Consider the following 17249-nt stretch of genomic DNA (forward strand, 5'->3'; position numbering starts at 1 on the left):
ACATTAAGAGGTAATACCAACCTAGGCCGCACCGCAAGACCCGTCCATCACGTGACCGGTCTCGGGCATACGCGCCCCACCGGTGGCGGCCGCGAACGACCGCCGCTACGCGGTGACACGCCGACGCGCCGCACCGCCCTGCGGTGCGGCGCGAGGATCACCTCGCCCTCCGGGTCCGCCGCGCCGGTGCACGGCGGCGCCGCGGACTCCTACTGGTCGATGACCGCGCGCAGGAACTCCTGTGTACGGGGATGATCCGGATCGGTGAAGATCTTCTCGGGGGTCCCCTCCTCGACGATCTGCCCCTTGTCGAACACGAGCACCCGGTTGGAGACGTCACGGGCGAACCGCATCTCGTGCGTGACGCAGAGCATCGTGATGTCCGTCGTCTCGGCGATCTGCCGCAGGACGTCGAGGACCTCGCCGACCAGCTCCGGGTCCAGCGCCGAGGTCACCTCGTCGAGCAGCAGCACCTTCGGCCGCATGGCGAGCGCGCGGGCGATGGCGACGCGCTGTTGCTGCCCGCCCGACAGCTGCGACGGATGGGCGTCGGCCTTGTCCGCCAGGCCGACCATCTCCAGCAGCTCGCCGGCCCGCTCGGTGGCCTCGCTTTTCGACATCCGGAGAACGTGCATCGGCGCCTCGGTCACGTTGCGCAGCACCGACATGTTCGGGAACAGGTTGAACTGCTGGAACACCATGCCGATCTCGGAACGGAGGCGGCGCAGGTGCTTCTCGTCGGCGGGCACCAGCCGGCCGCCGCGCTCCATGTGCGACAGCGAGTCGCCATTGAGCCAGATGACGCCGTCGTCGACCCGCTCCAGGGTCATGAGCAGGCGCAGGATCGTCGTCTTGCCCGACCCGCTCGGGCCGATGAGCGTGACCCGCTCGCCGGGGTCGACGGCGAAGTTCAGCTCGCGGAGGACGACGTTGTCGCCGAACCGCTTCACGACCTTCTCGAAGCGGATGCCGCGCGCGTCGTTCTGCGGCAGCGCGGCGTCGGGAGTGGAGTCAGTTGTTGCCATAGCGCCTCTCCAGGCGTCGGGTGAGGATGGATGCCAGGACGCTGACGATCACGAAGAGCAGCCCCGCGATCGTGATCGGCTCCAGGTAGCGAAAGTAGTGGGTCCCGACGGAGTACGCCGCGCCGAGCATCTCCGGCACCGTGATCGCCAGCAGCAGCGGCGAGTCCTTGAACATGGCGATCACATAGTTGCCCAGGGTCGGGATGACCCTGCGGATCGCCTGGGGCAGCACGACGCCGAACCACACGCGGTGGCGCGGCAGGTTCAGCGCGGTGGCCGCCTCCCACTGGCCACGGGGCACGTCGTCGATCCCCGCGCGGTACACCTCGGAGGTGTACGTCGAGTAGTGCAACCCCAGGCCGATGACGCCGGTGACGAACGCGCTGAACTTCACTCCGGCGCCCGGCAGCACGTAGAAGAGGAAGAACAGCTGCACGAGCAGCGGCGTGCTGCGCACGAACTCTACGATCCACCGGACGATCTGGCCCACGACCGGGCCGCCCGAACGCCGCAGCACCGCCCAGACCAGGCCGAGGACCAGCGCGAGCACGTAGGCCAGAAGCGTGGCCTCGACGGTGACCCGCAGCCCTTTCAGCAGGTCGGGCAGGATCTTGCCGGCGAAGTTCCAGTCCCAGATCATTGGGCCGCCCCCGTTCCGGTCACGACCGGAACCGCCGCCACGGCCTTCCGCGGCGGCCGGCGGCCGAGCATCCGGGCGGTACGCCGCTCCAGGTAGCGGACGAGCAGCTGGAGGATCTGCGCCATCACGAAGTACAGCACCAGGACGGCCGCGAACGCCCATGCCGTCTGGCCGGTGGCCGCGCGCAGCTGCTGCGCCCGGAAGGTGAGGTCCGCGATCGAGATCAGCGAAACCACGGCCGTCGCCTTGAGCAGCTCGATCAGCAGGTTCCCGAACGGCGGCAGCATCAGCGCGACCGCCTGCGGCAGGATGACCCGGCGGATCCGCTGGTACGTCGGCATGTTCAGCGCGACCGTCGCCTCGTACTGCGCGGTGGGCACCGCCCTGACGGCGCCGCGCACGACCTCCGCACCGTACGCGCCGTAGTTGAGCGACAGGGCGATCACGCCCGCGACCATTGGCTGGAACCGGAACCCGACCAGGGGCAGCGCGTAGAACAGCCAGAACATCAGGACGAGCGTGGCCGAGCCGCGGAAGAACTCGACGTACACCCGGGCGATCGCCCTGGCCACCCGGCCGCCCACGGCACCGGTGACCCCGAAGACCATGGCGAGCACGAGCGCGACCACCGCGCTGTACACGGTGAGCTGCACCGTGATCCAGGCACCCCTGAGCAGGAGCGGGTAGGCGTGCAGAATCTGCGACACCAGATCAGCCCTTGCACAGTTCGGCGGCGGTGTGCGACCCCGGCAGCTCGGCCTTGCTGAACCCGAACGGCTGGATGATGCCCAGCAGTCGGCCGTTCTGCTTCAGTTCGGTGAGCTTGCCGTTGAACGCGGAGAGCAGGTCGCTGTCCGCCTTGCGGAACGCGAACGCGCCGGCGCCGTACTGCGGCTTGCCGCCGATCTGCGGAATGAACGACGGAGTGACCTCGTACGGCGCGCCGCTGTGCTTCTTCAGCGTGTCGACGAGGGAGATCCGGGTGAGGGCGATCGCGTCGATCCGGCCGGCCTTGAGCCCTTCGAAGGCGCTCGGCTGGTCGGCGAACGTCTTGACGTTGTCCTTCTTCACCCCGAGCTTCGTGGCGTAGTCGCCCTCGACGGCGCCGGTGAGCACGCCGAGCTTGACGTTCTTCTTCGCGGCGTCCTCGAACTTCAGGATCCCCTTGGGGTTGCCCTTGGGCACCATGAACCCGGTCGTCGCGATGTAGTCCGGGTCGGCGAAGGCGACCTGCGCGCACCGCTCCGGCGTGACGAACATCCCCGCGGCGATGACGTCGAAGCGGCGGGCCTGCAGCCCGCCGATGAGGCCGGCGAAGTCGAGCTGGACGCCCTTGACCTCGTTGATGCCGAGCTCCTTGAAGACGACCCGGGCCAGCTCGGGGGCCTCCCCGGTCAGTTTGCCGCTCGTGTCGGTGTAGCCGTAGGGCGACTCGTTCGCGAAGCCGACCTGGATGTAGCCCTGCTGCTTGGCACGTGCCAGGGTGCCGCCGCCCGAGCGCTCCTTGGTCGGGTCGGTGGTGGAGCAGGCGGCCGCGAGGGGGACGGCGCCCGCGAGCAGCGCGGCACTGCGGATGAAGTCGCGTCGTGATGAGGTCATGGGGGGCATCTCCAGTATTTGGGGCTGCAGCGGCCGCCGGGCGTCGCCGGCGGCCGCTGTGGGGGGAGGATTTCCGGTTATGCGCCGACCGGTGTGAAGTCGCGGGCGGCGATGAACTCGGGACGTCGCGACGGAGCCGCGAACGGCTCCTCGCAGGTGTTCTCCACGCTGTTGAACACGATGAAGACGTTCGAGCGGGGGAATGGGGTGATGTTGCCGTTCGACCCGTGCATGCAGTTGCAGTCGAACATCGTCGCGGAACCGGCGGGCCCGGTGAACAGCTCGATGCCGTGCTTGTCAGCGAGGATCGACAGGCTGTCGGGGTCGGGGGTGCCGATCTCCTGGCCGCGCAGCGACTCCTTGTAGTGGTCCGCGGGGGTCTCCCCCAGGCAGGACACGAAGGTCTTGTGCGAGCCCGGCATGATCATCAAGCCGCCGTTGTGGACGAAGTTCTCCGTCAGCGCGATCGAGATGCTGACGGCGCGCATCCGCGGCATGCCGTCCTCGGCGTGCCAGGTCTCGAAGTCCGAGTGCCAGTAGAAGTCCTTGCCTTTGAACCCGGGCTTGTAGTTCACCCGGCTCTGGTGCACGTACACGTCCGACCCGAGGATCTGCCGGGCGCGGCCGACCACGCGGGGGTCCGTGACGAGCTCGGCGAACACGTCGCTGACCTTGTGCACCTCGAAGATCGACCGGATCTCGTCGGACCCGCGCTCGGTGACCGTCCGGTCGTCGCGCAGGACGGCCTCATCGTCGGCGAGCCGCCGCAGTTCCGCGCGGTAGCGCTCGACCTCCTCCGGGGCGAGGAGCTCGTCGACGGTCAGGAAGCCGTCGGCCTCGTACGCGACCAGGGTCTCCTGGTCGATCGGGCCGTCGGCGTTCCCGTGGACGACCGGGTCGGTGCGGTAGAGCAGGGCCGGCTCGCTGGCGCGGCGGGTGGGGTACTGGTCGTTCGGGCCGGGAGTGGGGCAGGCATGCTCTGTCATCGCTTGCATTCCAATCGTGGCGTGGTCCGAGGGTCTGGATGGAAGAGGGCTGCTCCGTCGTTCCGGATCAACGACGGCTCACGTCTCTTCGGTGATCAGCGGATAGACGCCGTTCTCGTCGTGCACCTCTCTGCCCGTCACCGGAGGGTTGAAGACACAGACGGTGCGCAGATCCGTGTGGGCGCGGACGACGTGGTGCTCATGCCCGTCGAGGAGGTACATGGTCCCGGGCTCGAGACGGTACTTGTCACCGGTCTCCTCGTTGATGAGCTCGCCCTCACCGCCGATGCAGTAGACCGCCTCGATGTGGTTCGCGTACCACATCCGGGTCTCGGTGCCGGCGTACAGGACGGTCTCGTGCAGCGAGAATCCGACCTTCTCCTTCGCCAGGACGAGCCGCCGGCTACGCCAGGTCGGCGCCTCGACGTCGCGCTCGGTTCCGGTGATCTCCTCGAGCGTGCGCACGATCATTGGACCGCTCCTTCCGGTGGGCTTACGGGTGGATCGGGGTGGCTCAGCGGGTGGATCGAGGTGGCTCAGACGAGGACCGCGTCGACCGAGTCGGCCAGGATCTCCAGGCCTTCGGAGAGTTCGGCGGTGGTCGTCGTGAGGGGCGGCAGCAGCTTGGCGACCTCGTCCTCCGGGCCGGAGGTCTCCATCAGCAGGCCGCGGTCGAACGCCGCGCGGCACACGGCCGGGGCCTTCTCCGGTTCGGTGAAGGCGATCCCCTGGGCCATGCCACGCCCGCGGGTGCCGGTGATCCGCTCCGGGTGGGCCGCCGCGATGCCCTGGAGCGCCCCTTCGATCTGGTCGCGCTTGGCGAGGGTGTCCTTCTCCATGCCCTCGTCGGTCCAGAAGTCCATCGCCGCGGCGGCGGTGACGAAGGCCGGGCCCGGCCCGCGGAAGGTGCCGTTGTGCTCGCCCGGCTCCCACACGTCGAGTTCCGGCCGGAGCAGGGTGACGGCGAACGGCAGGCCGTACCCGCTGAGCGACTTCGACAGGCACACGATGTCCGGGACGATGCCGGCGTCCTCGAAACTGAAGAACGGCCCGGTCCGGCCGCAACCCATCTGAATGTCGTCGACGATGAGCAGGATGTCCTGCCGCTTGCACAGGTCCGCGAGTCCGCGGAGCCATTCCGGGCTGGCCGCGTTGAGCCCGCCCTCGCCCTGCACGGTCTCCACGATGACGGCCGCGGGCGTGTCCAGGCCGCTTCCGCTGTCGCCCAGCAGACGCTCGAAGAAAAGGAAGTCGGGAGTCCGCCCGTCGAGATAGTTGTCGAACGGCATGCGAACGGCGTGGTTCAAGGGGATGCCGGCCCCGCTGCGCTTCATCGAGTTGCCGGTGACCGCGAGCGCCCCGAGCGACATGCCGTGGAAGGCGTTGGTGAAGCTGACGATCGTCTCCCTGCCGGTGTACTTACGGGCCAGTTTCAGCGCCGCCTCGACGGCGTTGGTGCCCGCCGGCCCGGGAAACTGGACCTTGTAGTCGAGGCCGCGCGGCGCGAGGATCACCTCCTGGAACGTCTCCAGGAAGTCGCGTTTGGCGACCGTGTGCATGTCCAGGCTGTGCACGAGGTTGTCATCGGCCAGATAGGAGATGAGCCGTTCTTTGAGCAGCGGGTTGTTGTGGCCGTAATTGAGGGTTCCGGCACCTGCGAAGAAATCGAGGAAGGCGCGGCCGTTCTCGTCGTACAAGTGGCTGCCGGAGGCTTTCTGGAAGACCGTCGGCCATCCCCGGCAGTAGCTACGGACCTCTGACTCGAGGGACTCGAACACGTTCATGCGGTTTCTCACCCGTCTCCTGGTGGATTCAGCTGTTGAGCGGCCCGATTCGGTACAACACCTCGGGGTCGTGATCGCCGGGGAACAGGTCCGCGTTCAAGAGAGGCGTCCGCCGCAGCGCGACACCGCGTGCACGGGCGAACGACGCGAACAGCCGGTCCGACGCCGTGTTGTCCGGCGTCACCGTCGCCTCGACGAACCGTGGCCCGCCGTCGGCCAGGTGGTCGAGCATCCGGCGCGCCAGCCCGCGTCCCCGCCATTCGGCGTCCACCGCGACCTGCCAGACGAACAGGGTCCCGGGGTCCTCGGGCCGGGAGAACCCGGTGATGAACCCGCAGACCTCGTCCTCGGCACGTGCCACGACCGAGGTCGCGGCGAAGTCCCGGCACCAGAGCACGTAGCTGTAGGGGGAATTGAGGTCGAGGGTTCCGGAGTCCCGGGCGACACGCCACAGGTGCCGACCGTCCTCCAGACGCGGCGGACCGAATCCGATGTCGACGACGGGGGCGCGAGGCGGCGGCCGCCTGCGAACTTGTTCTGACGACATGGGTTACGAACCTAGCGAAGCGGTGACCGTGGGTTGTTCCGAGATCACGAGGCGCATGTTTGGCGGCGTGGAAGCCGGGTACAAATGGCCTTTTCCTGATCTCCGATATCGGGCCGACCGGCCGATCCGCCCGGAGCCAGGCCCGATATCAGGGGTCTGACCAGTGAGGACACGCGGCCTCCGAGCGGGGCCCGCAATCACACCCAGCCGAACAGGCCATCACTCCAAGTGATCACCCCATCGCGACGAAGGACGACCCGATCGGCGTCTGCTATGTGATGTACTTCACACATTTATCGGCCATCCGAGTAGTCTCACCGAACGTCAGCGTGACCGAAGTCTCCCACCAAGCGCTAGTTTGACATCATGCGCGTCCTCGTCACAGGTGGGTCGGGATTCGTCGGCTCGTACGCCATCCGTGCTCTGCTCGCGGCCGGTCATCAGGTACGGGCGATGGTGCGCGATCCCGGCCGGGCGGCCAAGGTCCTCGGCGCGATCGGGGTGGAGGCCGAGGCGGTGGAGATGTACCCCGGCGACATGCTCGACGAGGAAGCCGTCGCCCACGCCCTCGACGGGTGCGACGCCGTCGTGCACGCCGCCGCCGCGCTCGGCGTCACCGACGCCCGTACGGACGTCATGGAGGTCAACGTCGCCGGCACGCGGACCGTGGTCGGCGGCGCGGTCGCCCGAGACCTCGATCCGGTGATCCACGTGTCCACCATCGCGGTGTTCGTGCCGCCCGCGGGACCGGTCATCCGGTCGGACGACCCGCTGGCACGCCCACGGACGGACTACGGCCGGTCGAAGGTCGCGGCCGAACGCTACGTGCGCGGCCTGCAGGACGACGGCGCGCCCGTCACGATCTTCTACCCGGGCGGCGTGATCGGCCCCCGGCAGCCGCGTCTCGACGCGATGATGGAGGGACTGGCCGGCGCCCTCGACCTGGTCTGGCCGGTGCCGCGCGGCGGCGTGTCGCTCATCGACGTCCGCGACCTCGCGGAGGCGCTGACCCGCGCGGTCGCCCCCGGGCACGGGCCGCGGCGGTACACCCTGGGCGGGCACTACCTGACCTGGTCGGAGCTGGCCGACCGATGCGACGCCCTCACCGGCGTGCGCTGCCGCCGGATCGCCGTCCCCTCCGGGCTCATGCTCGCGCTCGGTTCGCTGCTCGACGCCGCCAAGCGCGTACGCCCCTTCGACTACCCGCTGACCCGGGACGCCGCGGAGTTCATGGTCACGCTCGTGCCCTCCGACGACGCCCCGGCCGTCGACGCGCTCGGGCTCACCCTCCGGCCGGTGGAGGAGAGCCTGGCGGACGCCCTGCGCTGGCTCACCGCGGCCGGGCACCTCTCCCCCGCCCGGGCCGGCCGCCTGGCCACCGGCGTGGATCATGAACCCCCGGCCGGCACTTCGAGTGCCTCGGACAGAAAGGCAGGACCCGTCATGCCACGAAGCAGGCTGCAGGCCATGGTCACCGCGCCGGTCGCGCGGATGGCCGGATCCGCGTGGTTCGCGAGGGTCGGGCCGAAGGTGGTCCCGCCACTGGACCGCGCGGTGCACCGTCTGACCGGCGGCCGCTTCCTCATGGGGCAGTACGTCGTACCGACCCTCCTTCTGACGGCCGTCGGGCACCGCAGCGGCCTGCCCCGCGAGACGCCGCTGGCCTGCCTGCCCGAAGCGGACGGCTCCTTCCTGGTGGTGGGCAGCAACTTCGGGCGTGAGAACCACCCCGCGTGGACGACCAACCTCCTGAACCAGCCCAACGGGGAGGTCAGCTACCGGGGCCGTACGGTCCCGGTCACCGCGCGGCTGCTGGAGGGCGCCGAGCGCGCCGAGGTCTGGCCACGACTGCTCAAGACATGGCCGACGTACGACAGGTACGTCGAGCGGTCAGGGCGAGAGCTGCGGGTCTTCCGCCTCAGCCCGCGGGGCGCCGAAACCCGCGAGACGCGGGACTGAGACCCGGGAGCCGCAGGGCTGAAATCCGCGAGACGCGGGACTGAGACCCGCTAGACGCAGGGCCGAGACCCGCGAGACGCGGGGCTGAAACCCGGGAGCCGCGGGGCTGAGACCCGCTAGACGAACGGCGCCCCTCCGGAGGTCCGGAGGGGCGCCGTTCGCGTTCTTTCGGTCCGGGTCGGTCAGGCGGCCACGGTGTCGCGGGTCGTGGCCGGTTCCAGCGCCAGGTTCAGGACGTCCCGGACGTCGCTGACCGGGTGGACGGTCAGCTGCTCCAGGACCTCGGCCGGCACGTCGTCCAGATCCGGCTCGTTGCGCTTCGGGATGATCACCGTGGTGATCCCCGCCCGGTGCGCGGCGAGCAGCTTCTGCTTGACCCCACCGATGGGCAGGACCCGCCCGGTCAGCGACACCTCACCGGTCATCGCCACGTCCGTGCGGACCAGCCGCCCGGACAGCAGCGAGGCGAGCGCCGTCGTCATCGTGATGCCCGCGCTGGGCCCGTCCTTGGGAACAGCCCCGGCCGGGACGTGGACGTGCACGCCGCGGTCTTTCAGGTCGCCGACGGGCAGCTCCAGCTCCGCGCCGCGCGACCGCAGGTACGACAGCGCGATCCGCGCCGACTCCTTCATGACGTCGCCCAGCTGGCCGGTCAGGGTGACGCCGGTCTCGCCGGTCTCCTTGTCGGCCAGCGACGCCTCGATGTAGAGCACGTCGCCGCCCGCTCCGGTGACCGCCAGCCCGGTCGCCACGCCCGGCACCGCCGTACGCCGCTCGGACTCGTTCAGCGACGTCTCCGGCGTGAAGCGCGGACGGCCGAGGTAGTCGCGCAGGTCGTCGGCGCCGACCGTCACCGGCAGCGTCCGCTCCTCCAGCGCGACCTTCGCCGCGACCTTGCGCAGGACCCGGGCGATCCCCCGCTCCAGGCTCCGTACGCCCGCCTCCCGCGTGTACTCGGCGGCGAGCAGCCGCAGCGCGTCGTCACCGATCGTCACCTCGTCGGCGGTCAGGCCCGCCTTGTCGAGCTGACGCCGCAGCAGGTGGTCACGCGCGATCGCGACCTTCTCATCCTCGGTGTAGCCGTCGAGGGAGACGAGCTCCATGCGGTCCAGCAGCGGTTCGGGGATGGTCTCCAGCGCGTTCGCCGTGGCGAGGAACACCACGTCCGACAGGTCGAGCTCGACCTCCAGGTAGTGGTCCCGGAACGTGTGGTTCTGCGCCGGGTCCAGCACCTCCAGCAGCGCCGCCGTCGGGTCGCCGCGGTAGTCCGCGCCGACCTTGTCGATCTCGTCGAGCAGCACGACCGGGTTCATCGTGCCCGCCTCGCGGATCGCCCGGACGATGCGGCCGGGCAGCGCGCCGACGTACGTCCGCCGGTGACCGCGGATCTCCGCCTCGTCCCGGACGCCGCCGAGCGCGACGCGGACGAACTTCCGGTCCATCGCCCGCGCCACCGACTCGCCCAGGGACGTCTTGCCGACGCCGGGCGGGCCGACGAGCGCCAGGACCGCACCGGACCGCCGGCCGCCGATCACGCCGAGACCGCGGTCCTCGCGCCGCTTGCGCACGGCGAGGTACTCCACGATCCGCTCCTTGACGTCGTCGAGGCCCGTGTGGTCCTCGTCGAGGATCTGCCGGGCGCCCGCGATGTCGTAGGCGTCCTCGGTCCGCTCATTCCAGGGAATGTCCAGGACCGTGTCCAGCCAGGTACGGATCCAGCCGCCCTCCGGCGACTGGTCGGAGGTCCGCTCGAGCTTGTCGACCTCCTTCAGGGCCGCCTCGCGGACCTTCTCCGGCAGGTCGGCCGCCTCGACGCGGGCCCGGTAGTCCTCCTCCTCGGAGGACGGGTCGCCGTTGAGCTCGTTCAGCTCCTTGCGGATCGCGGCGAGCTGCTGGCGGAGCAGGAACTCCTTCTGCTGCTTCTCCACGCCCTCCTCGACGTCCTTGCGGATCGTCTCGGCGACGTCCAGCTCCGCGAGGTGCTCCCGGGTCCAGCCGATCGCGAGCTCGAGACGCTCGGTCACGTCGGCGGTCTCCAGGATGCGCACCTTCTGCTCGGCGCTGAGGTACGAGGCGTAGCCCGCCCGGTCGGCCATCACCGACGGGTCCTCGATCTGCTGGATCATGTCGACGACCTGCCAGGCGCCGCGCTTCTCCAGCACCCCGACGACGAGCGCCTTGTACTCCTTGGCCAGTTCCTCGGCCCGGGTGCCGAGACCGGTGTCCTCGACCTCGGTCCCCTCGACCCACAGGGCCGCGCCGGGACCGGTCGTCCCGGAACCGATGCGGACGCGCGCGACACCACGGACGACGGCGCCGGGTCCACCGCCGGGCAGCGTGCCGATCTGCTCGACGACGCCGAGCGTGCCGACGGCCGCGTACTTGCCGTTCAGCCGGGGCACCAGCAGCACCCGCGGCTTGTCCTCCGACCGGATGCCAGGGCCCCGGGAGACGGCGGTCGCGCGCGCGGCGTCGATCGCCGCCCGCACGTCGCTCTCCGACAGGTCGAGCGGCACGACCATCGCGGGCAGTACGACCTCGTCGTCGAGCGGCAGCACCGGCAGGGTGACGATCTTGCTCATCAGTCCTCCAAAGCTTGAGTCACCCACACTCAAGAAAGAAGAGTCCCGATAAATTTCCGCAGGCCCGTTCGCTGTCAGCGATCACGCTCATCCGGGAGACGCGCGAAAGGGACGACCGGCGAGCGTGAGCGGTTGAGCCGTCCCGAAGTCTCGCGGGTCAGGACGCCTGCTCGGCCTCGGTCAGCATGGCGACCATGCTGTGGGGTGCGTCATCGCCGAACATGATCTTGTAGATGTCGTCGTCCGCGGCTTCGGCGGCTGCGCGCGTGAACATGGCCTGCTCGAATTCGGCGAGGGCGGCCTCTGTGTCGTCCGGGTGTGCGGCGATGGCCTGGCCGAGTTCGGCGCCGTCCAGCATGGCCAGGTTGGCGCCTTCGCCGTTCGGCGGCATGAGGTGGGCGGCGTCGCCGAGCAGGGTCACCCCCGGCACACGGTCCCAGCGGTGCCTGACGGGCAGGGTGAAGAGGCGGCGCAGGACCGGAGGGGTGTCGCTTTCGGTGATGAGGGCGGTGAGCTCGGGGGCCCAGCCGCCGAATTCCCCGACGACCCGCGCGGTCACGGTCGCGGCATCGGTGACATCGGTGTCGGCGAGCCAGTCCTGTGGCTTCAGCAGTTGTGTGTAGGTGTGCAGGGTTCCGCCGCTCTCCCGGTGGGCCAGGATGCCCTTGCCCGGTGCGAGCGCGAACAGCGATCCGGCGCCGACCGCTTCCGCGACGGCGGGATGGCGGGTGTCACCGTCGAACAGGAACGTCTCGACGACCGATACGCCGACGTACTGGGGGGTGGCGTCGGAGAGCAGCGGGCGAACTCGTGACCACGCGCCGTCCGCACCGACGAGCAGGCTCGTGACGACGGCTGTGCCGTCGGCCAGTCTCGCCTCGTAGCGGCCCTCCTCCAGCGCGCGCACGCCGGTGACCTTGCGGCCCCATCGGACGGTGCCGTGCGGGAGTGAATCGAGCAGCAGCTGTCGCAGCGCGCCGCGCTGCACCTCGGGACGCACTCCCGTGCCGTCGTCGGGTAGGTCGAGCAGCATCGTCCCCTTCCGGTCGAGGACCCGATAGGACTCGCGGCCCTCCAGGATGAGCCCGCGGAACCCCTCGATCAGGCCGGCCGCCTCGAGTGCCGGTTGGCCGTTCCAGGGGTGGATGTCGAGCAATCCGCCCTGGCGGCGTGCGGCCGGCGAGGGCTCCGCCTCGTAGACCGTGACCGGGATGCCGTGCAGGTGCAGGACGCGGGCCAGCACAAGACCGCCGAGACCTGCTCCGATGATCGTGACAGGCGTGGTCATGGTGTTCCTCTCACCAGCTTCATTGGATCGTCGATCCAAAACGCTAGCACGACTTTGGATCGACGATCCAAACGTGCCATGATGGGACCCATGGCGAAGAGGACCCCGCGGCGCACGGATGGACTGTCCAGGGAGCTGATCGTCAAGGCCGCGACCGACCTTCTCGACACCGGCGGCGAGGCCGCGCTGACTCTGCGGGCGATCACCGGCCGCCTGAGCACCGGCTACGGGGCGGTCTACCACCACGTGGCGAGCAAGAGCGACCTGCTCGCGGCGGCCACCGACGACATCATCGCCGGTGTGATGACCGGCGTGGTCGTCGATGCGGAGCCGCGGGAGGCTCTGCGTACCGTGGCGCTGGGCCTGTTCGACGCGATCGACGCACACCCGTGGGTCGGTGCTCAACTCTCCCGGGAGCCGTGGCGTCCCGCCCTGCTGGAGATTTACGAGTGCATCGGCAGCCTGCTCGACGCACTCGGCGTTCCCGAGCAGGCGCTCTTCGACGCCGCGGGCGCGCTCGTGAACTACGTCCTCGGTGTCGCCGGGCAGAACGCCGCGAACGCCCGGATCCTTGCCTCCAGCGAGACCGACCGGACGGCCTTCCTGTCCGCCGTCGCCGCGCAATGGGAGCAGCTCGACCCCGGCAAGTACCCGTTCGTGCACAAGGCGGCGGCGCAGCTGAGCGAACACGACGACCGCGAGCAATTCCTCTCCGGCGTCGACATCTTCCTGGCCGGTATCGCAACACTTCGGTAGGCGACCACCACCCCAGGGAAAGGGAGTCGGGGCGTCGTCAGCCGGGCGTCACGGCTCGTCTGACGCTCTCGTGGAGCAGGGCGCGACGCCGATCGTGCACTTCTGGGGGCTCCTGGGCGGTCGCGGCGTAGACGTTGCTGACCGGCGACCATGCCATGGACATCGCGATGACCATGGCCATCACGTCGAACGGGTCACCCGGTCGCACGATGCCCGCGGCCTGCGCGTCGGCGATGGCGCGCAGCTTGCGGTCGTCGAGACGCTCGGCATCGTCGACGAGGTGACCGGCCGGACGTCGCTCCAGACGTGCCCACGTGGCCAGCCGGATGAGGTCGGGGCGGCGGAGGTATTCGTCGTAGAGGCGCACGGCCCAGTCCGCGAGGTCGGTGGCGTCGATCGGAACGACGTTCACGATGCGCTCCAGCGAGCCGAAGAAGATGGCGTCGAACAGCCCCTCCTTGCTGCCGAAGTAGGCGTAGAGCTGCGCCTTGTTGGTGCGTGCCGCGGCCACGATCCGCTCGATGCGCGCCCCGGCGATCCCGTGCTCGGCGAACTCCCGGGTCGCCACGTCGAGGATGCGCCCGCGGGTCGCGGCGCCACGTGCGGTGAGTTGCTGATCGGCCATAACCGCCACCGTATCCAACAGAACAGTCGGTTTGCTTCGCGACGGCGCATGTGCCTAGCATGAAATAAACCGAACAGTCTGTTTAAGGAGTCGGATGTGAGGACCACGATGGGTTGGCGCGCGGACGGTCCCGGGACGACGACGCTGCGGCGGGTGTCCCTCGAACGGCGAGAGCTGCGTCCCGACGACATCGCAGTACGCGTGGATTACTGCGGCGTCTGCCACACCGATCTGCACGCCGTCCGCGCCCATTCCGGCACGGGAGATGTTCTCCTCGTGCCGGGCCACGAGTTCACGGGTCTGGTGACCGAGGTCGGGCGGGAGGTCACTCGATTCAGCGTCGGCGATCCGGTCGCCGTCGGCAACATCGTCGACTCGTGTGGCGCGTGCGCCATGTGCCGGGCCGGTCAGGAGAACTTCTGTCACGAGTTTCCGACCCTGACCTACGGCGGCACCGACCGCCACGACGGATCGACGACCTTGGGGGCCTACTCCCGCGAGTACGTGGTCCGCGACCGTTTCGCCTACCTCCTCCCCGCCGGTCTCGATCCCGCCGCCGCGGCCCCCTTGCTCTGCGCCGGAATCACCGTGTGGGAGCCCCTGCACACCCTCGGCGTGGGGCCTGGCACTCGCGTCGCCGTGTGCGGGCTGGGCGGCCTGGGTCATCTCGCGGTCAAGCTCGCCGTGGCGCTCGGCGCCAGCGCCTCGGTCATCAGCCGATCAGCGGACAAAGCCGACGACGCCCGTCGGCTCGGCGCCCACGATCTCATCGTCTCCACGGACCCGGAGCAGATGGCCGGCGCCCGGGACCGGTTCGATGTCGTCATCGACACCATCTCCGTCCCCCACGACCTCGGCCCCTATCTGCGGCTGGTCGCCATGGACGGGACACTCAGCCATGTCGGGCACCTCGGACCGGTCACCGTACAGACCACCGACCTGCTCATCGGACGCAAGAACCTCAGCTCCGCGGGCAGCGGCGGCCGACCCGCGACCGCCGCCATGCTGGACTTCTGCGCCGAGCACGGCGTCACCGCCGACATCGAACTTCTCCCCTCGGCGCGCGTGAACGAAGCTCTCGACCGCCTCCAGCGCAACGACGTCCGCTACCGCTTCGTACTTGATATGTCCGACCTGTCCTGATTGAGGCGATCCCCTTGGCCGCTGGTGATGTCGGCCTTCAGCCGTCGGCGGCCGTGCCGCACAAGAAGACCGCGTCGTCGAGCATGGCCGGGGTCACGCGGACTCCGGTGAGCCGCTCGGCCAGCGCGAAGGCGGCCGTCGTGGTCGGACCGATGTCCTCGCGGTCCTCTTCCAGGTCGAAACCGATCTGCTTCATGTCCTCGAGGAGGGCGTCCGGGGTGCTGCCCTCCCGGTGGTGGGCGAACAGGGGCTCGAACTCCAGCCGGATGTCGCCGTCCTCGATCCAGTAGAAGCTGCCGAAGGCGTTGCCACCGTTGTAGCGGTGCGAGACCAGCCGAGTCCCCGCCGAGACCGGGACCACGACGGAGGGAGTCACGCCCAGATGCCCGTTCACCTCCAGCGCCAGGGTCCAGTCCCCGCCGTCCCCGGCCACCGTCATGGCGCCGATGAACTGAACGTCGCCGTAGTGCGGCTCGTCCCAGTATTGAAAGGAGAGATCGGTGAACTCCTCGGCCAGCTCCAGAGCGTCGAACATTATCCGCGCACCGAGCCGGTCCATGAACTCCCGCGGTGTGACTCCGCGTACGAGGGTCAGGCAGGACGCCGAGAACAGACCGCCGCCCCCGTCGTCTCCGATCCACGCGTAGTCGGCTGCGACGGCCGCGGGCCGCCCGAGGTTCGATGACACGGGATCAAGGTTAGAAGCGTGCCTCGCCCCGCCGTGACTCGCTCATGCACGAAGGAGGGTCACGCGGCGTCCCGTCGGAGTGCGGGCGGTGCCGAGGGCGGTGCGGTCCGGGAGGGGTGGGGCGTCCGGCCGGCGGTCGAAGATTACGAGGGTGCCGGTGTCCAGGCCCAGGCGATCGAGGTAGCCGTCCAGCTGGGCCAGGCCATCGGGCAGCGGGTCGGCGCGGCCGGGGTGACGGACCTTCAGTTCGACGGCCTCCCACTGCGATGTGGGTTCGCCGTTCGCGTCTGTGCAGGGCCAGCGGACGACGACGTCGATACGGCCGCGTCCGACGCCGTACTCGCGGTCGATGCAGCCGCCGCCGTTCACGACGCGGTGGAGGAAGCCCAGGAAGACCAGTTGGCAGGCGGCCTCGTGGTAGGTCTCCCGGCTGGACAGGATTTCTCCGTGCAGCTTCCAGAAGACCACGAACTCGTCCAGGAGCCTGCCGAAGTCCAGACGGCCCTCGCCGGTGACGAAGCTGCGCGGTTCGGCCGTGACGACCGATTCGGTGTCCCCGGCCAGGACCCGGAGGATCACCTCCTGGTAGATGGGATTGGCCACCTGTACGGGTTGAGCCCGGGAGATGAGGCCGAGATCTCGTACGTAGGACAGGTCCTCGTGGTACGTGGCGTCCAGGTCGGGCAGCTCGCCCGCGATGAGAGGCTCGATGAGGCGCTGGACGCGCGGCTCGTGGAGCCGGGCCACCAGTGAGTCCAGGTGCGTGGCCCTGGTGACGATCAGTCGCTCGACCGCCTCGGCCATGTGCGCATCGGTGATCGGCGCCGGCGACGGGATCATCCGTGTCGTCTCGTAGGCCAGCGCGTTCACCAGCCACGGCTGGCCCTGGCTGGCCTCGAACGCGCGCTGCGTCGCGGACGGGGTGAACTTCTGTCCGGTGGCCGCCGTGTGCTGTTCGTAGAGCTCGGTCACTTCGTCGATGGTGAAGTCGTCGAGGCGCAGGGAGGCCGCCGTGATGTTGAACGGGCTCGAGGTGCCCAGTCGCTCCGGATCTCCGCCCGGGGCCGCCTTGTAGTCGCGTACGTCCCGCAACCCGCACAGCACCACCGAATGCGGGAAGGGAGCGGGCCGGGTGGTGTAGCCGTCGCGCAGCTGGCTCAGGACACTGATCAAGCTGTTGCCCTGAAGCGCGTCGATCTCGTCGAAGAACAGCACCAGTGGCAGCGGGCACCGCCTGTCCCAGGCGGTCAGGCCGGACCGCAGCATCGATCCCGGGGAGGTCTCCGGCCACGGATCCGGAGGCATCTGGTCCGCCGGCACGTTGCCGGCGATCACCCCTTCCCGGATCGCCTGCAGCACCATCCGCTCGGCCGCCGCGTAGTCGTCGCCCGCCGCCCTGGCCCCCTCGCACGAGAAGCGCACCGCGAGGTGGCGACCCTCACGGGTGAGCTGATCGGCCAGCGCCGCGAGAGTGGTCGTCTTCCCCGTCTGACGGGGCGCGCGCACCACGAAGAACCGGCCCTGGTCGATGAGCGTCCGAGCCCGCGGCAGTCGCGGCTGCGGCGGCAGCAGGTAGTGCCGGTCGGCCAGACACGGCCCCGCGGTGTTGAAATACTTCACGTTCCGT

16 protein-coding genes are annotated in these 17249 nt (G+C 69.5%); 3 read left to right on the top strand and 13 right to left on the bottom strand.

Features of this window, described 5'->3' with window-relative positions; all coding sequences use genetic code 11:
* Window positions 1-209: 209 nt before the first annotated feature.
* The 8 genes from ehuA to ectA all read right to left on the bottom strand — a co-directional run bounded on the left by ehuA (window position 210) and on the right by ectA (window position 6581).
* Complete coding sequence (ehuA, locus tag ACQP2O_RS37220; protein ID WP_433173501.1) at window positions 210-1025, bottom strand: ectoine/hydroxyectoine ABC transporter ATP-binding protein EhuA; 816 nt, start codon at window positions 1023-1025, stop codon at window positions 210-212.
* Window positions 1012-1665: an ectoine/hydroxyectoine ABC transporter permease subunit EhuD gene (ehuD, locus tag ACQP2O_RS37225; protein WP_433173503.1), complete on the bottom strand. Its 654-nt coding sequence runs from the start codon at window positions 1663-1665 to the stop codon at window positions 1012-1014. The genes ehuA and ehuD overlap by 14 nt, the downstream gene beginning before the upstream one ends.
* A complete protein-coding gene (gene ehuC / locus ACQP2O_RS37230; protein WP_433173504.1) occupies window positions 1662-2372 on the bottom strand; it encodes an ectoine/hydroxyectoine ABC transporter permease subunit EhuC in 711 nt (236 codons plus the stop codon). The genes ehuD and ehuC overlap by 4 nt, the downstream gene beginning before the upstream one ends.
* Window positions 2373-2376: 4 nt before the next feature.
* Window positions 2377-3264, bottom strand: coding sequence for an ectoine/hydroxyectoine ABC transporter substrate-binding protein EhuB (gene ehuB / locus ACQP2O_RS37235; RefSeq protein ID WP_433173506.1), 888 nt, complete (start codon window positions 3262-3264; stop codon window positions 2377-2379).
* Window positions 3265-3341: 77 nt separating this feature from the next.
* Window positions 3342-4250 carry an ectoine hydroxylase gene (thpD, locus tag ACQP2O_RS37240; RefSeq protein ID WP_433173508.1) on the bottom strand — a complete coding sequence of 303 codons (909 nt, stop codon included), beginning with the start codon at window positions 4248-4250 and terminating at the stop codon, window positions 3342-3344.
* A gap of 78 nt (window positions 4251-4328) precedes the next feature.
* A complete protein-coding gene (locus tag ACQP2O_RS37245) occupies window positions 4329-4721 on the bottom strand; it encodes an ectoine synthase (RefSeq protein ID WP_433173509.1) in 393 nt (130 codons plus the stop codon).
* Window positions 4722-4786: 65 nt separating this feature from the next.
* Complete coding sequence (gene ectB / locus ACQP2O_RS37250; RefSeq protein ID WP_433173511.1) at window positions 4787-6034, bottom strand: diaminobutyrate--2-oxoglutarate transaminase; 1248 nt, start codon at window positions 6032-6034, stop codon at window positions 4787-4789.
* 28 nt (window positions 6035-6062) lie between these two features.
* Window positions 6063-6581 carry a diaminobutyrate acetyltransferase gene (gene ectA / locus ACQP2O_RS37255; protein ID WP_433173512.1) on the bottom strand — a complete coding sequence of 173 codons (519 nt, stop codon included), beginning with the start codon at window positions 6579-6581 and terminating at the stop codon, window positions 6063-6065.
* A gap of 366 nt (window positions 6582-6947) precedes the next feature.
* Here ectA and ACQP2O_RS37260 point away from each other — a divergent pair, with 366 nt between their 5' ends.
* Window positions 6948-8540, top strand: coding sequence for a nitroreductase family deazaflavin-dependent oxidoreductase (locus tag ACQP2O_RS37260; protein WP_433173513.1), 1593 nt, complete (start codon window positions 6948-6950; stop codon window positions 8538-8540).
* 182 nt (window positions 8541-8722) lie between these two features.
* On the opposite strand, the gene lon is transcribed toward ACQP2O_RS37260, so the two are convergent.
* Window positions 8723-11122 carry an endopeptidase La gene (gene lon, locus ACQP2O_RS37265; protein ID WP_433173515.1) on the bottom strand — a complete coding sequence of 800 codons (2400 nt, stop codon included), beginning with the start codon at window positions 11120-11122 and terminating at the stop codon, window positions 8723-8725.
* Window positions 11123-11279: 157 nt separating this feature from the next.
* A complete protein-coding gene (locus ACQP2O_RS37270) occupies window positions 11280-12410 on the bottom strand; it encodes an FAD-dependent oxidoreductase (protein ID WP_433173517.1) in 1131 nt (376 codons plus the stop codon).
* A gap of 90 nt (window positions 12411-12500) precedes the next feature.
* Between ACQP2O_RS37270 and ACQP2O_RS37275 the strand changes: the two genes are divergently transcribed.
* Window positions 12501-13166 (top strand): TetR/AcrR family transcriptional regulator, encoded by a 666-nt coding sequence (locus ACQP2O_RS37275; RefSeq protein ID WP_433173519.1) that lies wholly within the window; start codon window positions 12501-12503, stop codon window positions 13164-13166.
* Between the two features lie 37 nt (window positions 13167-13203).
* Here ACQP2O_RS37275 and ACQP2O_RS37280 read toward each other — a convergent pair whose 3' ends face one another.
* Complete coding sequence (locus tag ACQP2O_RS37280) at window positions 13204-13791, bottom strand: TetR family transcriptional regulator (protein WP_433173521.1); 588 nt, start codon at window positions 13789-13791, stop codon at window positions 13204-13206.
* Window positions 13792-13887: 96 nt separating this feature from the next.
* Between ACQP2O_RS37280 and ACQP2O_RS37285 the strand changes: the two genes are divergently transcribed.
* Complete coding sequence (locus ACQP2O_RS37285) at window positions 13888-14934, top strand: NAD(P)-dependent alcohol dehydrogenase (RefSeq protein ID WP_433173523.1); 1047 nt, start codon at window positions 13888-13890, stop codon at window positions 14932-14934.
* 37 nt (window positions 14935-14971) lie between these two features.
* On the opposite strand, the gene ACQP2O_RS37290 is transcribed toward ACQP2O_RS37285, so the two are convergent.
* Together ACQP2O_RS37290 and ACQP2O_RS37295 are read right to left on the bottom strand one after the other, a co-directional pair.
* Entirely contained in the window at window positions 14972-15622 is a 651-nt protein-coding gene (locus tag ACQP2O_RS37290) for a DUF6461 domain-containing protein (RefSeq protein WP_433173525.1), read from the bottom strand.
* Window positions 15623-15664: 42 nt separating this feature from the next.
* Window positions 15665-17242, bottom strand: a complete 1578-nt coding sequence (locus ACQP2O_RS37295; RefSeq protein ID WP_433173527.1) for a hypothetical protein — start codon at window positions 17240-17242, stop codon at window positions 15665-15667.
* Window positions 17243-17249: the final 7 nt, after the last annotated feature.

Origin of the sequence: Actinoallomurus sp. CA-150999 (genome assembly GCF_050942425.1) — a bacterium.
Taxonomy (GTDB): domain Bacteria; phylum Actinomycetota; class Actinomycetes; order Streptosporangiales; family Streptosporangiaceae; genus Actinoallomurus.

What these genes read in the sequence shown, in the direction of transcription:
- ehuA (WP_433173501.1), bottom strand. Translation starts at nt 1,025, where the DNA reads ATGGCAACAACTGACTCCACTCCCGACGCCGCGCTGCCGCAGAACGAC.
- ehuD (WP_433173503.1), bottom strand. Translation starts at nt 1,665, where the DNA reads ATGATCTGGGACTGGAACTTCGCCGGCAAGATCCTGCCCGACCTGCTG.
- ehuB (WP_433173506.1), bottom strand. Translation starts at nt 3,264, where the DNA reads ATGACCTCATCACGACGCGACTTCATCCGCAGTGCCGCGCTGCTCGCG.
- thpD (WP_433173508.1), bottom strand. Translation starts at nt 4,250, where the DNA reads ATGACAGAGCATGCCTGCCCCACTCCCGGCCCGAACGACCAGTACCCC.
- ACQP2O_RS37245 (WP_433173509.1), bottom strand. Translation starts at nt 4,721, where the DNA reads ATGATCGTGCGCACGCTCGAGGAGATCACCGGAACCGAGCGCGACGTC.
- ectB (WP_433173511.1), bottom strand. Translation starts at nt 6,034, where the DNA reads ATGAACGTGTTCGAGTCCCTCGAGTCAGAGGTCCGTAGCTACTGCCGG.
- ectA (WP_433173512.1), bottom strand. Translation starts at nt 6,581, where the DNA reads ATGTCGTCAGAACAAGTTCGCAGGCGGCCGCCGCCTCGCGCCCCCGTC.
- ACQP2O_RS37260 (WP_433173513.1), top strand. Translation starts at nt 6,948, where the DNA reads ATGCGCGTCCTCGTCACAGGTGGGTCGGGATTCGTCGGCTCGTACGCC.
- lon (WP_433173515.1), bottom strand. Translation starts at nt 11,122, where the DNA reads ATGAGCAAGATCGTCACCCTGCCGGTGCTGCCGCTCGACGACGAGGTC.
- ACQP2O_RS37270 (WP_433173517.1), bottom strand. Translation starts at nt 12,410, where the DNA reads ATGACCACGCCTGTCACGATCATCGGAGCAGGTCTCGGCGGTCTTGTG.
- ACQP2O_RS37275 (WP_433173519.1), top strand. Translation starts at nt 12,501, where the DNA reads ATGGCGAAGAGGACCCCGCGGCGCACGGATGGACTGTCCAGGGAGCTG.
- ACQP2O_RS37280 (WP_433173521.1), bottom strand. Translation starts at nt 13,791, where the DNA reads ATGGCCGATCAGCAACTCACCGCACGTGGCGCCGCGACCCGCGGGCGC.